The organism is Mesorhizobium norvegicum (genome assembly GCF_004919685.1).
Classification (GTDB): Bacteria; Pseudomonadota; Alphaproteobacteria; order Rhizobiales; family Rhizobiaceae; genus Mesorhizobium; species Mesorhizobium norvegicum.
Genome location: NZ_SMYZ01000003.1, coordinates 114,510 through 127,921 on the forward strand (window position 1 = coordinate 114,510; position 13,412 = coordinate 127,921).

15 protein-coding genes are annotated in these 13,412 nt (G+C 63.6%); 4 read left to right on the forward strand and 11 right to left on the reverse strand.

Annotated elements, in window-relative coordinates:
- Nucleotides 1-192 precede the first annotated feature (192 nt).
- Nucleotides 193-2,124 (forward strand): PAS domain S-box protein, encoded by a 1,932-nt coding sequence (locus FCU66_RS01720; protein ID WP_246093721.1) that lies wholly within the window; start codon nucleotides 193-195, stop codon nucleotides 2,122-2,124.
- 26 nt (nucleotides 2,125-2,150) lie between these two features.
- Here the strand turns inward: FCU66_RS01720 and FCU66_RS01725 are convergent, their stop codons facing one another.
- The 7 genes from FCU66_RS01725 to FCU66_RS01755 all read right to left on the reverse strand — a co-directional run bounded on the left by FCU66_RS01725 (nucleotide 2,151) and on the right by FCU66_RS01755 (nucleotide 7,567).
- Nucleotides 2,151-3,029, reverse strand: a complete 879-nt coding sequence (locus FCU66_RS01725) for a 3-hydroxybutyryl-CoA dehydrogenase (RefSeq protein WP_013529423.1) — start codon at nucleotides 3,027-3,029, stop codon at nucleotides 2,151-2,153.
- A gap of 117 nt (nucleotides 3,030-3,146) precedes the next feature.
- Complete coding sequence (locus FCU66_RS01730) at nucleotides 3,147-4,076, reverse strand: electron transfer flavoprotein subunit alpha/FixB family protein (RefSeq protein WP_136619753.1); 930 nt, start codon at nucleotides 4,074-4,076, stop codon at nucleotides 3,147-3,149.
- 23 nt (nucleotides 4,077-4,099) lie between these two features.
- Entirely contained in the window at nucleotides 4,100-4,849 is a 750-nt protein-coding gene (locus FCU66_RS01735) for an electron transfer flavoprotein subunit beta/FixA family protein (protein ID WP_136619754.1), read from the reverse strand.
- 198 nt (nucleotides 4,850-5,047) lie between these two features.
- Nucleotides 5,048-5,851, reverse strand: coding sequence for a rhomboid family intramembrane serine protease (locus FCU66_RS01740; protein WP_136619755.1), 804 nt, complete (start codon nucleotides 5,849-5,851; stop codon nucleotides 5,048-5,050).
- Between the two features lie 28 nt (nucleotides 5,852-5,879).
- Nucleotides 5,880-6,461 (reverse strand): cob(I)yrinic acid a,c-diamide adenosyltransferase, encoded by a 582-nt coding sequence (locus tag FCU66_RS01745; protein ID WP_136619756.1) that lies wholly within the window; start codon nucleotides 6,459-6,461, stop codon nucleotides 5,880-5,882.
- Nucleotides 6,462-6,485: 24 nt separating this feature from the next.
- Complete coding sequence (locus tag FCU66_RS01750) at nucleotides 6,486-6,677, reverse strand: twin transmembrane helix small protein (RefSeq protein WP_136619757.1); 192 nt, start codon at nucleotides 6,675-6,677, stop codon at nucleotides 6,486-6,488.
- Nucleotides 6,678-6,700: 23 nt separating this feature from the next.
- Nucleotides 6,701-7,567: an SDR family oxidoreductase gene (locus tag FCU66_RS01755; protein ID WP_136619758.1), complete on the reverse strand. Its 867-nt coding sequence runs from the start codon at nucleotides 7,565-7,567 to the stop codon at nucleotides 6,701-6,703.
- Nucleotides 7,568-7,625: 58 nt separating this feature from the next.
- Between FCU66_RS01755 and FCU66_RS01760 the strand changes: the two genes are divergently transcribed.
- Nucleotides 7,626-8,474 (forward strand): YihY/virulence factor BrkB family protein, encoded by an 849-nt coding sequence (locus FCU66_RS01760; protein ID WP_181956522.1) that lies wholly within the window; start codon nucleotides 7,626-7,628, stop codon nucleotides 8,472-8,474.
- Between the two features lie 82 nt (nucleotides 8,475-8,556).
- Here the strand turns inward: FCU66_RS01760 and FCU66_RS01765 are convergent, their stop codons facing one another.
- Together FCU66_RS01765 and gluQRS are read right to left on the reverse strand one after the other, a co-directional pair.
- Nucleotides 8,557-9,453 carry a DMT family transporter gene (locus FCU66_RS01765; protein ID WP_136619760.1) on the reverse strand — a complete coding sequence of 299 codons (897 nt, stop codon included), beginning with the start codon at nucleotides 9,451-9,453 and terminating at the stop codon, nucleotides 8,557-8,559.
- A gap of 149 nt (nucleotides 9,454-9,602) precedes the next feature.
- Complete coding sequence (gene gluQRS, locus FCU66_RS01770; protein WP_136619799.1) at nucleotides 9,603-10,478, reverse strand: tRNA glutamyl-Q(34) synthetase GluQRS; 876 nt, start codon at nucleotides 10,476-10,478, stop codon at nucleotides 9,603-9,605.
- 73 nt (nucleotides 10,479-10,551) lie between these two features.
- On the opposite strand from gluQRS, the gene FCU66_RS01775 reads away from it, so the two are divergent.
- Complete coding sequence (locus FCU66_RS01775; RefSeq protein WP_136619761.1) at nucleotides 10,552-11,193, forward strand: DNA-3-methyladenine glycosylase family protein; 642 nt, start codon at nucleotides 10,552-10,554, stop codon at nucleotides 11,191-11,193.
- Nucleotides 11,194-11,321: 128 nt separating this feature from the next.
- On the forward strand, nucleotides 11,322-11,879 hold the full coding sequence (locus FCU66_RS01780) for an HNH endonuclease (RefSeq protein WP_006328497.1): 558 nt from the start codon (nucleotides 11,322-11,324) through the stop codon (nucleotides 11,877-11,879).
- A gap of 161 nt (nucleotides 11,880-12,040) precedes the next feature.
- On the opposite strand, the gene FCU66_RS01785 is transcribed toward FCU66_RS01780, so the two are convergent.
- Both FCU66_RS01785 and FCU66_RS01790 read right to left on the reverse strand, forming a co-directional pair.
- Nucleotides 12,041-12,559: a disulfide bond formation protein B gene (locus FCU66_RS01785; RefSeq protein ID WP_136619762.1), complete on the reverse strand. Its 519-nt coding sequence runs from the start codon at nucleotides 12,557-12,559 to the stop codon at nucleotides 12,041-12,043.
- 83 nt (nucleotides 12,560-12,642) lie between these two features.
- Entirely contained in the window at nucleotides 12,643-13,230 is a 588-nt protein-coding gene (locus FCU66_RS01790) for a YqaA family protein (protein WP_136619763.1), read from the reverse strand.
- Nucleotides 13,231-13,412: the final 182 nt, after the last annotated feature.

Sequence of the window (13,412 nt, forward strand, 5' to 3'; positions counted from 1 at the left end):
CCCATGCACACCGATCCTTAATCATGCCGGCAATTGTTTGCCGGTTAGCGATGGCGCCGGTATGCCGGACGCAACCTTTCCTTAAAATCGATCCGTCAAGGTTGATGCGAGAACATGCGTTTGCGCACGGGGGTGGCACGTATCGTGATGTGGCGAGGATTGATCGGCCGAAAATCTCTTGGACACGCAGGGTTGGCGTTGCTGGTCGCCGGCCTGGGCGTCGTGGCGGCCTCGATCCTGCTATCGCGCCTGAGCCTCGGCACCGAAGCGCTGAAACTCTGCCTGCAGATCTCGGTGGCGGTGGCGGCTAGCGCGCTGTTCCTCGCCGCCCTGTCCATCCGTCGGATCAGCGAGGATCGCCAGCAGATCGCCGAGAGCGAGCTGCGCTTCCGCCGCGCCATGGAGGATTCGGCGATCGGCATCGTCGTTGTCGGTCTCGACGGGCGCATTCGCGAGACCAATCCGGCCTTCGCCGCCATGCTTGGCTACACAAGCGAAGAGATCGAGGCGCTGACCTTCTTCCAGATCACGCATCCCGACGATCTGCAGATCGGGCGGGAGACGATGGACGGTCTTAAAGCGGGCACGGTCAATTCCTTCCACTTCGAGAAGCGTTATCTCAGGAAGGACGGAACCCCTGTCTGGGCCCATCTTGCGGGTTCGGTCATTCGCGAAGAGAACAGCGGCCGCCCGCTCTATCTTGTCTCGCAAATCGAGAACATCGACGCGCGCAAGCAGGCCGAGGCACGCATTGCCGAAGCGGAAACGCGTTGGAATTTCGCCCTGGCCGGCGCCGGCCAAGGTGTCTGGGACCTCGACATGCGCAAGGGCGGCACGACCTATTCCTCGACCTGGGTCAAAATGCTGGGCTATGCGGATGGCGAGCTCGATGGCGACACCGACCGCTGGCTGACGATGATCCATCCCGACGATCGCGAGACTGTCGCCGAAGCGGATCGCGCCCATCTCGAGGGCAAGACGCCGTTCTTTGAAGCCGAGTTCAGGATGCGCCACAAGGATGGCCACTGGATGTGGATCCTCGACCGCGGCAAGGCCATCGAGCGTGACGAGGACGGACGGCTGGTCAGGGCCATCGGCAGCCTGACCGACATCACCCGGCGCAAGGAGGCCGAAGCACGCCTCACCGTGTCGGCGGCAATGCTGGCCGATGAAAAGGAGCGGCTGAGGGTGACGCTCCAGTCGATCGGCGATGCCGTCATCTGCACCGATGCCGCAAACCGCGTCACCTTCATGAATCCGATCGCCGAGAAGCTGACCGGTGTTGCCGGTGGCGAGGCTCTCGGCAAGATGCTTGGCCATGTCTACTGGGCGGTCGACGAGGAGACGGGGCACCGGATCGGCGTGACCCGACCGGCGATCGGTGGCCAGGCGCCCGCAGACCAGAACAGCCGCGCCGTTCTCATCCGGCGCGACGACACGCGCTGCAGCATCCGTCAGGTCGTGTCGCCGATCATCAACGAACGCAACGAATTCTGCGGGCTGGTCATCGTTTTCCAGGACTTTACCGATGCGCGCGCGCTGCAGCGCCAGCTCGCCCACGCCGCCGCGCATGATGCGCTGACCGGCCTTGCCAATCGCTCGAGCTTCATCCGCGCCATGGAGGAGCTGGTCGACCAGGCGCGCAAGGACGGCACGTCGGGCAAAGGCGGCGGCGGACATCAGTTCATGTTCATCGACCTCGACCATTTCAAGCTGGTCAACGATACGGGCGGCCACGCAGCGGGAGACGCGCTGCTGAAGCGGGTTGCCGAGGCGGTTCGCGGCGTGCTTGGTCCAGACGACATCGTTGCTCGTCTGGGCGGCGACGAATTCGCGGTCGTTCTGAAATCGGGTTCGGCAGCCGGCGCCAAGATCGCGGCGCGCTCCATCATCGATGCGATACGCAGCCTGGATTTCACCTGGGACGGCCGTCCTCACATGATCGGCGCCAGCATCGGGCTGGCTGCGATCAACGCCAATTGCGGCGAGGTCGACGAGATCATCGCCAGGGCCGATGCGGCCTGCTATGCGGCCAAGGCGGCCGGCCGTGGCTGCGTTTGCGTGGCGCCTGACGGCGAGATCACAGGCGACAGGACAGAGCCACCGTTGGCCGCTGCATCCTGATCTGCTCGATCAACGTCCGGACCTGATCAGCGCGTGGGTACGGGATGCTCGCCGCGATAATCGTAAAAACCACGCCCGGTCTTGCGGCCGAGCCAGCCGGCCTCGACATATTTCACCAGCAGCGGGCAAGGGCGGTACTTCGAGTCCGACAGGCCGTCATGCAGCACCTGCATGATCGACAGGCAGGTATCGAGCCCGATGAAGTCAGCCAACTGCAGCGGCCCCATCGGATGGTTGGCGCCGAGCCGCATGGCGGTGTCGATGGCATCGACCGAGCCGACGCCCTCATAGAGCGTGTAGATCGCCTCGTTGATCATCGGCAGCAGGATGCGGTTGACGATGAAGGCCGGAAAATCCTCCGAGACCGTGATCGTCTTGTCGAGCTGCTTCACATAGGTCTTGGCTGCCTCGAAGGTCTGGTCCTCGGTGGCGATGCCGCGCACCAGCTCGACCAGCTTCATCAGCGGCACCGGGTTCATGAAATGTATGCCGATGAACCGTTCCGGCCGGTCGGTCTGCGCGGCAAGCCGCGTGATCGAGATCGACGAGGTGTTGGTGGCCAGGATGGCTTCGGGATTGAGCTGCGGACAGAGCTGGGCGTAGATCTTGCGCTTGACCGTCTCGTCCTCGGTCGCCGCCTCGATGACCAGGTCGGCGCCGGCAAGATCGGCCATCGCCGGGGCGGCCGAAATGCGTCCCATCGCGTCGTTGCGCACCTTTTCGTCGAGCTTGCCGGACCCCACCTGGCGGGCCATGTTGCCGCTGATGGTGGCGATGCCCTTCTCGATACGGTCGGGCGATATATCGTAGATCAGCACCTTGTAGCCCGAAAGCGCGGAGACATGGGCGATGCCGCCGCCCATCTGGCCCGCGCCGATGATGCCGATCGTCTCGATCTTGCTCATTACACCGATCCCGTCAAAAGGCCTTTGCGGCCTGCTTTTTGTGCGGTGCAAACTAAAAGGGCGGGGCGACTTCGTCTACCCCACCCCTCACTATTTAATACGCTTTGGCAGAAAGCGTCAAAGCGCCTTTTGCAGCTCCGGCAGAATGACGAAGAGATCGCCGACGAGGCCATAGTCGGCAACCTGGAAAATCGGCGCCTCCTCATCCTTGTTGATGGCGACGATGACCTTCGAATCCTTCATGCCGGCGAGGTGCTGGATGGCGCCGGAGATGCCCACCGCGATGTAGAGATCGGGCGCCACGACCTTGCCGGTCTGGCCGACCTGCCAGTCGTTCGGCGCATAGCCGGCATCGACGGCGGCGCGGGAGGCGCCGACGGCGGCACCGAGCTTGTCGGCAACCGGCAGGATGACCTCCTGGAACTTCTCCGCCGAACCCAGCGCGCGGCCACCCGAGATGATGATCTTGGCCGAGGTCAGTTCCGGACGGTCGGTCTCCGAGAGCTTGTTCTCGACGAAGGTGGAGAGGCCGGGATTGGCTGCCGCCTTGACGGTCTCGACGGCCGCCGAGCCACCCTCGGGCGCTGCCTGGAAGGAGGCGGTGCGCACGGTGATCACCTTCTTGGCGTCGGTCGACTGCACCGTCTGGATGGCATTGCCGGCATAGATCGGCCGCTTGAAGGTATCGGGCGATACCACTTCGATGATCTCGGACACCTGCGCGACATCGAGGAGCGCTGCCACGCGCGGCGCGACGTTCTTGCCCGACGAGGTCGCCGGCGCGATGATGGTGTCGTAAGCGCCCGCCAGCGACACGACCAGTGCTGCCGTCGGTTCGGCGAGGCGCTCGGCGAGTTCATCGGCCTCGGCCAGCAGCACCTTGCTCACGCCCTTCAGCTTGGCGGCGGCATCCGCTGCCGGCTTGGCGCCTTTGCCGGCAACCAGCACATGCACGTCCGAGCCGATCTGCAGCGCCGCCGACAGCGCCTTGGCGGTCTGGTCGGAAAGCGTTGCGTTGTCGTGCTCTGCGATGAGGAGAATAGCCATTTTCTTGTTCCTTTCCCGATCGCTTACAACACGCCGGCTTCGTTCTTGAGCTTGTCGACCAGTTCGGCGACGCTCTTGACCTTGACGCCTGCCTTGCGGCCACTCGGCTCCTCGGTCTTGATCACCTTCAGCCGCGGCTTGACGTCGGCGCCGTAGTCGGCCGGGCTCTTCTCGTCGAGCGGCTTCTTCTTGGCCTTCATGATGTTGGGCAAGGAGGCATAGCGTGGCTGGTTGAGGCGAAGGTCGGCGGTGACGATCGCTGGCATCTTCAGTTCCACCGTCTGCAGGCCGCCGTCGACTTCGCGCGTCACCTTGGCCTTGTCGCCGGCGATCACAACCTTGGAGGCGAAGGTGCCCTGCGCCCAACCCAGCAGTGCTGCCAGCATCTGGCCGGTCTGGTTGCTGTCGTCGTCGATCGCCTGCTTGCCGAGGATGACGAGGCCGGGCTGCTCGGCGTCGACGACACCCTTCAGCACCTTGGCGACGCCGAGCGGCTCGGTCTGTTCGTCGGTCTTGACCAGGATGGCGCGGTCGGCACCCATGGCGAGCGCGGTGCGCAGGGTTTCCTGAGCCTGCTGCGGGCCGATCGAGACGACGATGATTTCTTCCGCCTTGCCGGCCTCCTTCAGCCGGATTGCTTCTTCGACCGCGATTTCATCGAACGGGTTCATCGCCATCTTGACGTTGGCGAGTTCCACCGCCGAACCATCAGCCTTCACGCGAACCTTGACGTTCGCATCCACAACCCGCTTCACGGGCACAAGGATCTTCATTTGCCTGTCACCTCTTCACGCTAGTTGGGCGCGCTATAACAGCCTGCGCCCTTTCTGAGTTGTCGAAAGCCGACATTCCGGGTGGAAATTCGGGCCGAATGGAAATTCTGGTCTTTGACCGCCTTAAGCCGCAGCGGAGACGTTTCCGTAGTTGCGGCAACCCTGCACGTCAATACGCTGCAAGCCGCTCAAATCGGTTCAGTCCGAACTTGAAGCGTTTCCGCGCCCCCAACGCGGCGTCGCGGCGGGTGGCTCAGGCGCCATTGGCTCAGCAGTGGCCTGCTGCGGCTGGTTGGGAGCGGCGACCGCGGCATCCTCGTCAGCGCCGGCAAACAGCGGCACGCCGCGGCTGCGCAAGACAAGCACCAGCACGGCGCCGGCGATGATGCCGCCGATGTGGCAAGCCCAGGAAATCTGGTCCTCGCCGCCGGCGGCAAACATCACCACCTGGAACAGCACCCACAGGATGAGCGGGATGAAGGCGGGGATGCGCAGCGGGATACGGGCAAAGGCCAGCACCCAGACCTTCACCCTGGGATAAAGGATCAGATAGGCGACGACCACGCCGGCGATGGCGCCGGACGCGCCAATCAGCGGCACCTGCGAATCCCATGCGACGAGGCCCTGGAAGGCGGCTCCGGCGATCGCGCACAACAGGTAGAAAATGAAGTAGCGGATGTGGCCGAGGGCGTCCTCGACATTGTCGCCGAACACCCACAGGAACAGCATGTTGCCGCCCAGGTGGAAGATGTCGGCATGCAGGAAGGAATAGGTGAGGTAGCTCAGGCTTTCCGGGATGACGACAAAACGGGGATCAAGCTCGGCGGTGTCATGGACGACCGACGGGATGAAGCCGAGACCAAGCACGGCGGCATTGGAGAAATTCTCGCCGCCGAGCGCGGTGGCGAGGTAGACCAGGGCGTTGACCACGATCAGCCCGATCGTCACATATTGCAGGCGGATGTGCCGCAGCCTGTTGGTGTCGTAAAGCGGGATGAACATGCCCCAGGCCCTCTTCCGCTTTCGACAATCAGCGGTTCTTGCCGGGAACCCATAGCACGTCGGCGTTTCCGTTGTCATTGACCGCCCGGGCGGCGACAAACAGGAAATCCGAGACGCGGTTGATGTATTTCAGTCCGTCGCGGTTGACGTGTTCGTGCGGGTCCTGGGCCAGTGCCACCATCAGCCGTTCGGCTCGCCGCGCCACGGTGCGGGCAAGGTGAAGTGCCGCCGCTGCCGGCGAGCCGCCATTGAGCACGAAGGATTTGAGCGGCTGAAGCTCCTTGTTGATGAGGTCGATGTCTTTCTCGACCCGGTCGGTCTGTACGGCGATGATGCGTAGCGGCTCATAGCCGAGCGGCTTGCCGTCGTCGGGCACGGCAAGATCGGCGCCGAGGTCGAATAGATCGTTCTGGATGCGGGAAAGCATGGCGTCGATCGCCGGGTGGGTCGCGGCCGTGTGGACCCGGGCGATGCCGATGCAGGCATTGGCCTCGTCGACCGTGCCGTAGGCGTCCACCCGCAGGTCGGATTTCAGCCGCCGTTCGCCGGTGCCGAGCCCCGTGGTGCCATCATCGCCGGTGCGGGTGTAGATCTTGTTGAGCTTGACCATTTCGCCTCCCGACCGCCGATATCCTCACTTGCGGGTGAAATACACCGCCAGCAGGATCAGCACCAGCGCCACGGCCTGCAGCATGACGCGCGCCTGCATCAGCTTGTTCGAGGTGACGCCCGAGCCGCCGCGCATCATGTTGATGAGGCCGCGAACAAGCACGATCACAACGGCGACCATGACCAGAATGGCGAGAATGTTGAAGGCGGTTGCCATGGTGTGTTCCCAGTTCAATTGGTTCAGGCGCGTTTGGCAAGGATGCGATAGAGCATTGATGCGGGCAGGATGCGTTTGAGGACCGCACCGATCCTGGCCGGCACTGTTACCACATAGTGGGGGCGCGGGCGCCGCGACAGAAGTGCATGGCGGAGCGCCGCGTGAACCACTTCCGGCCCCGGCTTCAAGGCCGATTGGCTGCCGCCGGCCCGCAGCCGCTCGAGTTGCGCCGCATAGTCCACGCGGTGCACGGAATTTTCGTGGTCGATATTCCTGAGAAACCAGGTGAGACCATTGCTGGCGATCTTTGACTTCACCGGCCCTGGCTCGATCAGCGAAACATGGACGCCGCTGCCGGCCAGTTCCTGGCGCTGGCAGAGCATCAGGGCCTCCAAGGCGTGCTTCGACGCCGAATAGGCGCCGCGAAAACGCACCGGCGTCAGGCCGAGGATCGACGAGCAGTGGACCATGCGGCCGTGACCCTGGCGGCGCATCACCGGCACCAGCCGGCGGGTCAGGTCATGCCAGCCGAAGAAATTTGCCTCGAACTGCTCCTTGAGCGCTGCAACGGGCAGATCCTCGACGGCGCCGGGCTGCGCATAGGCGCCATTGTTGAACAGGGCGTCGAGCCGGCCGCCGGTGCGGTCGAGCACCGCCGCCACCAGCGCGGCGATGGAGTCCGGTTCGCAATAATCGAGATAGAAAGCCTCGATACCGTCGGCTTCGAGCGCGGCGATGTCCTGTGGCTTGCGCGCCGTCGCGAACACCCGCCAGCCTTCCGCCTTCAACGCACGGGCGCAGTACGAGCCTATCCCAGAAGATGCGCCGGTGACGATGATCGAGCGCAATTCCTGCGCCGGACTGGTCGTGGTTTCGCCAAGGGTTGCCATTTGCCGCAATCCCTTCCCATATTCCCGGCGTGGAGACAATTGGAGGGCGCGGTTCTTGATGCGGAAGATCGTAGCCATCAAGCGGGTTCTCTACGATGCGCTTGGCCATTTCAACACCGATGACGGCTGGGCGATGGCCAGCCATCTGGCGATCACATCGCTGATGGCGCTGTTCCCGTTCCTGATCTTTGCCACGACGCTGGCGAGCTTCCTCGGCGCGCAGGCGTTCTCCGACACGGCCGTGCACCTGGTCTTCGACACCTGGCCCGAACAGATCGCCAAGCCGATCGCGCGCGAAGTGCTCAATGTGCTGACCGTCAGGCGCACCGACCTTTTGACCTACGGCGTGGTGCTTGCGGCTTATTTTGCCTCGAACGGCATCGAGGCGCTGCGCACATCGCTCAACCGCGCCTATCGCGTCTCGGAAACGCGCGGCATCATCTACCGCCGGGTGCAGAGCATCATCTTTGTTCTCATCGCGACGGCCGGTTTCCTGGCGATCAGCGTGCTCCTTGTGTTCGCGCCGCTGCTGGCGCGGCTCGCCGAAGCCCATATCGACTGGATCAAGCCCTATATGGGCACGATCACGCTGTGGCGTTATGTCATCGCCTCGGCGGTCATTGTCGGCGGATTGTTCGCCGTCCATTTCTGGCTACCGGCAGGCAAGCGCCGCTTCGTCTCGCTGGTGCCGGGCATCATCTTCACGCTGGCGGCATGGCTCATCGGTTCGACCATCTTCGCCACCTATCTCGACCACTTCTCGTCCTATGTGACGACCTATGCCGGCCTTGCCTCGATCATGATCGCCGTGGTCTTCCTCTACATGGTCTCGGCGATCTTCATCCTCGGCGGCGAACTCAATGCCGCGATCAGCCGCTATCTGGAGGCACGCGCCCGGGTCGGATGAGTCGATGCTGGGCGGATAGGGAATTGAAGAATTGAAGAATGGCTGTCGCTTGGGTTCCTCAGTTCCTCAGTTCCTCAGTTCCTCAGTTCCTCAGTTCTACAATTCCTCCCTTGTTCGGCCGAGCGGTGGCCAGGCCAACGCCGAATGTCGTGATGGCCATGCCGACGATCTGCAGCGCGTTGAGCTGCTCGTCGAACAAGGCCCAGGCGATGAGGGCCGTCACCGCAGGCACCAGGTAGAACAGCGAGGCCACTTTCGACATCTCGCCGTCGCGGATCATCACCATCAAAAGGAAGATGGCGCCGAGCGACAGCACCAGCACCAACCAGGCCATGGCGAAGATCAGTTCGCCGTTGATGACGACTTTGTGCGTCTCGAAGGCCAGCGCCGCCAGCATCATCAAAGCCCCGCCGCCGACATATTGCCACATCGTTGCCGCGACGAGGTCGCCGCCGGATGCGAAGCGCTTCTGCCAGATGGTGCCGGCGCTCATGCCGAGCACCGAGACCAGCGAGGCGGTCAGCGTCGCCGCGGTCACGCCGCCGCCGAGCGCGCCGAGCTTAGGCCACAGCACGATGACGATGCCGATGAGGCCGATGCCAAGACCAAGCCAGTGACGCGGCAGGATCGCCTCGCCGAGAAACTTGCCGGCTAGCACCGCCGTGATCAGCGGCTGCAGGCCAACGATCAGGGCCGAAAAGCCGGCCGGCATGCCCCTGTGGATGGCCCAGAAGACGGCGCCGAGATAGACGCCGTGCATAAGGATGCCGGCGCCGGTGGCATGCAGCGCTTCCTCGCGGGTGGCTCTTTTCGAACCCAGCACAAGCATCAGGACAGCCAGCAGGATGGCGGCGATGACGAACCGTGCGGCGAGGAAGGTGAACGGCTCTGCCCACGGCATGGCGTAGCGCGCGCCGATGAAGCCGGTTGCCCACAAGACGACGAAGGTGGCGGGAATGAACCGCTTGATGCTGTGCATGTTCCGCAGACCGCCGCGCTGGAGGGAGTTGACCGTGGCGCTGCTCTAATGCGCTTCAACCCGGCGTGCAAAGCGAAACCATTGATCCATACATCATCGGAATTCAACGGGCGCCAAGTTCGACACGCGTTACCTTAGCCGCGCCGGGTTCAAAGCCCGACCAGTTGCCTGACGTCATCGGGTGATGCGCCGGCATTGCGCAAGGCGGCAAGGCCGGTGTCGCCGAGGCTCTTGGACAGCTTTCGTCCGTCGGGCCCGAGGATGAGACGATGATGGAAATAGGCCGGTTGCGGCAGCCCCAGGAGTTGCTGCAGCAGGCGCTGGACGCCGGTGGCGGAAAACAGATCCTGCCCGCGCACGACATGGCTGACGCCTTGCAGGGCATCGTCCATGACGACCGCGAGGTGGTAGCTGGTCGGGATGTCGCGGCGTGCGACGATCACGTCGCCCCAGTCCCGTGGACGGGCTTCGACCGATCGGGTCGCGGAAAGGCTCTCATCGACGAATTCGGTCCATGAAAGGTCCTTGCCGACACGCGCCATGGCGGCATCGACATCCAGCCGCCAGGCGAAGGGCGTATTCTCGGCGATCCGCCGCTGGCGTTCCTTGGCCGGCAGCGCCTTGTCGGCGGCGGGATAGAGCGGCACGCAGTCGGGATCGCGCGGCCAGTCGCGCCCGCGCCCTTCGCTGTCAGTGATGAAAGCGCGGATCTCGCCTCGGCTCATGAAGGCGGGATAGACGAGTTCCTCATCGATCAGCCGCTCGAGCACCGCCTGGTATTCTGCGAAATGCTCGGACTGGCGGCGCACCGGCTCTTCCCAGCCAAGCCCCAGCCATTTCAGGTCGGCAAGCACGCCGGCCTCGAATTGCGGCGTGCAGCGCGTCGTGTCGATATCCTCGATGCGCAGCAGCAGGCGGCCGTCTGCCTGTGTCGCCAGCTTCCGGTTGAGCAGCGCCGAATAGGCGTGGCCGAGATGCAGGTCGCCGTTGGGGCTGGGGGCGAAGCGGAATGTCAGGAGTGTCATCTCTGAGGCGGCAATCATGTTTTGCGGCGCTTCGCCAATTGCTACCTTGTCGACGGTCAAGGAACAAGAAAGCATGCAGCGTATCGTGACATCAGACGACATTGCCCGAGGGCTCGATGCGCTTTGCGTGATCGACCCGCGCCTGGAAAAGGTACGCGGCATGGCCGGCGAGGTGCCGCTGCGGCTGTCCGAGCCGGGGTTTCGAAGCCTGGCGTCGATCGTCGTCTCACAGCAAGTGTCCCGCGCCAGCGCCGATGCCATCTTCGGCCGGCTGACCAAGCTCGTCGATCCGCTGACGCCGCAGGCGATCCTTGCCGCCGGCGAGGACATGTTTCGCGAGGCCGGCCTGTCGCGGCCGAAGCAGCGCGGGCTGATCGCTGTTGCCCAGGCCGTGGTCGACGGCCTCGACTTGCATCACCTGTGTTCGCTCGATGCCCAGGAGGCGATCACGACGATGACGGCGGTGTCCGGCATCGGCCCGTGGACGGCGGAAGTGTACCTGTTGTTTGCCGCCGGGCACCCCGACATCTTCCCCGCGCGTGATGTCGCGCTACAAACGGCGGTCGGCCATGCGCTCGGCATCGAGCCGCGTCCGCCGGAGAAAACTCTGATCGCATTGGCCGAATCATGGAGCCCGTGGCGAGGTGTCGCATCACGGCTTTTCTGGTCCTATTATCGCGAAACCAGAGGGCGGGACGCCGCGCCTCCGGCCTGAATCCGCAAAAAAGCATAAAAACCATGTATTTTTGGCGCTTCAGCGGCGCGACAATCCGCTTCACATCCCTGTCATGTCGGGCTTACAGTATCCGCGCCGTTCGGGTCTAGAACCAAGGAGGTAAACACGTGACGGTCGCCGTATCTCCGGATGGGCTTCCAGCACTGGTGCTGAATGCGGATTACCGTCCGCTCAGCTATTACCCCCTGTCGCTCTGGTCGTGGCAGGATGCCATCAAGGCGGTGTTCCTCGACCGGGTGAACATCGTCGCCGAATACGAGCACGCCGTCTCCTCGCCGACCTTCTCGATGAAGCTGCCGAGCGTGGTCAGCCTGAAGGCCTATGTGAAGCCGTCCAGGCATCCGGCCTTCACCCGCTTCAACGTCTTCCTGCGCGACCGCTTCCAGTGCCAGTATTGCGGCACGCCGGAGGATCTGACCTTCGATCACGTCATTCCCCGCCACCGTGGCGGTGCGACGACATGGGAGAACGTCGTTGCCGCCTGCTCGCCCTGCAACCTCAGGAAGGGCGGCATGATGCCGGCGCATGCCAAGATGTGGCCGCTGCAGAAGCCTTTCCAGCCGACAGTGCACGATCTGCACAACAATGGTCGCCTGTTTCCGCCCAACCATCTGCATGAGAGCTGGATGGATTATCTGTACTGGGATGTCGAACTCGAACCCTGAGATCGTCCGAGAATTCGGGAGGCTGGCCGTCTGGAGCGATTGTCTGCGCTTCCGATGCTCACGGACCAAATGTCCGCTCCGCTTCGGTTCTCGACAATCACTCCATACGACTCAGCCTGCCGAATTCTTGAACGATCTCGCGTCGGCTCAGTTTTGGTGGCTTAGTCGCGGGTGAGGGCGCCGCGGAAGGCGACGGCGGCCAGGACCAGGCTGGCGATGGCGTTCCAGCCGGCCAGCGACAGGCCGAGGATGCGCAAAGCCGCCTTGTCGCAGGACGGCGGCACGAATTTGTCGAGCGCGTCGAGCACGCCCTTGCCGCCGGTGTCGACCGGTCCGGCGCCCGCGGTGCAATCGGTCGGGCCGGCCCACCACTGCCATTCGACGCCGGAGTGGTAGACGCCGAGATAGAAGCCGTAGAGCATCAGCAGGCCGCCGACAGCCAGCAGGCCGCGCGTCAGCCAGGCCGGCGCATGCAGCATCGATGCAATCACCGCCAGCACCATCAGCGGCACGCCGATATAGTAGGGCGTGCGCTGTTCCAGGCAGAGGTGGCAAGGGATGTAGCCGCCGAGATACTGGAAGCCGAGCGCCGAGCCGACGGTGGCGGCCATGGCGACGGCGAGGAACAGGGCCGTGCGCGTCCGCTGGCGTCCGGTGTCGGCATTCATGGTCGCTGTCATGTTTTTTCGTCCGTTGAGTTCGCCGCCCGCCTTTTATCCATGTCGTTGTCCCAAAACCGCAGGGCACTTTTGGGCGACATGGATCAGAGCGCGTATTTGGCTGTTATATAGAGCAAAATCAGGGCAGCCGCGCCGCCGCCGGCGATCAGGCCAAGGCGCTTTTCGATGAATTCGCGGATCGGTTCGCCATAACGGCGCAGCAGCCAGGCCAGCAGCAGGAAGCGGGCGCCGCGCGCCACGATCGCCAGCACGATGAACAGCGCCAGATTGACGCCGATGACGCCGGACAGGATCGTCACCACCTTGATCGGTGGCAGATGGGCAGCGCCCGAGGTGATCAGCATCAGGATGATGAAACCGACGCCCGCCCCCGCACGCAGTTTCTCGAACTCGTCGTACTTGCCGTAGAATTCGAGGATCGGCCTCGCCACCGCGTCATAGGCGTAGTGGCCGATGAACCAGCCGGCGATGCCGCCCAGCACCGAGGCGACGGTGGCGATCAGCGCATAGCGGTAGGCGCGATCCGGCCGCGACAGCGCCATTGGCAGATAGAGCACGTCGGCCGGCACCAGGAACACCGAGCTCTCGACGAAAGCGATGAAGGCCAGCCACCATTCGGCGGATTTGCGCGCTGCCAGCGACAAGGTCCAGTCGTAAAGTCCGCGAAGCATCGGCACTCCTAATGCATGTCGCCCAAAAATGCGCAGCGGTTTCGGGACAAAACAAAGACCCAAAGCGCGCGCCATCCATCCAGTCAGATGCGCAGCACTTGATGCGCCGCCTGTCTAGAAAGATTTTCCGCGCTGCACAATGGCAGCCTCGTCACGAAATCGAAAGGCGCAGTTTGGTCGCA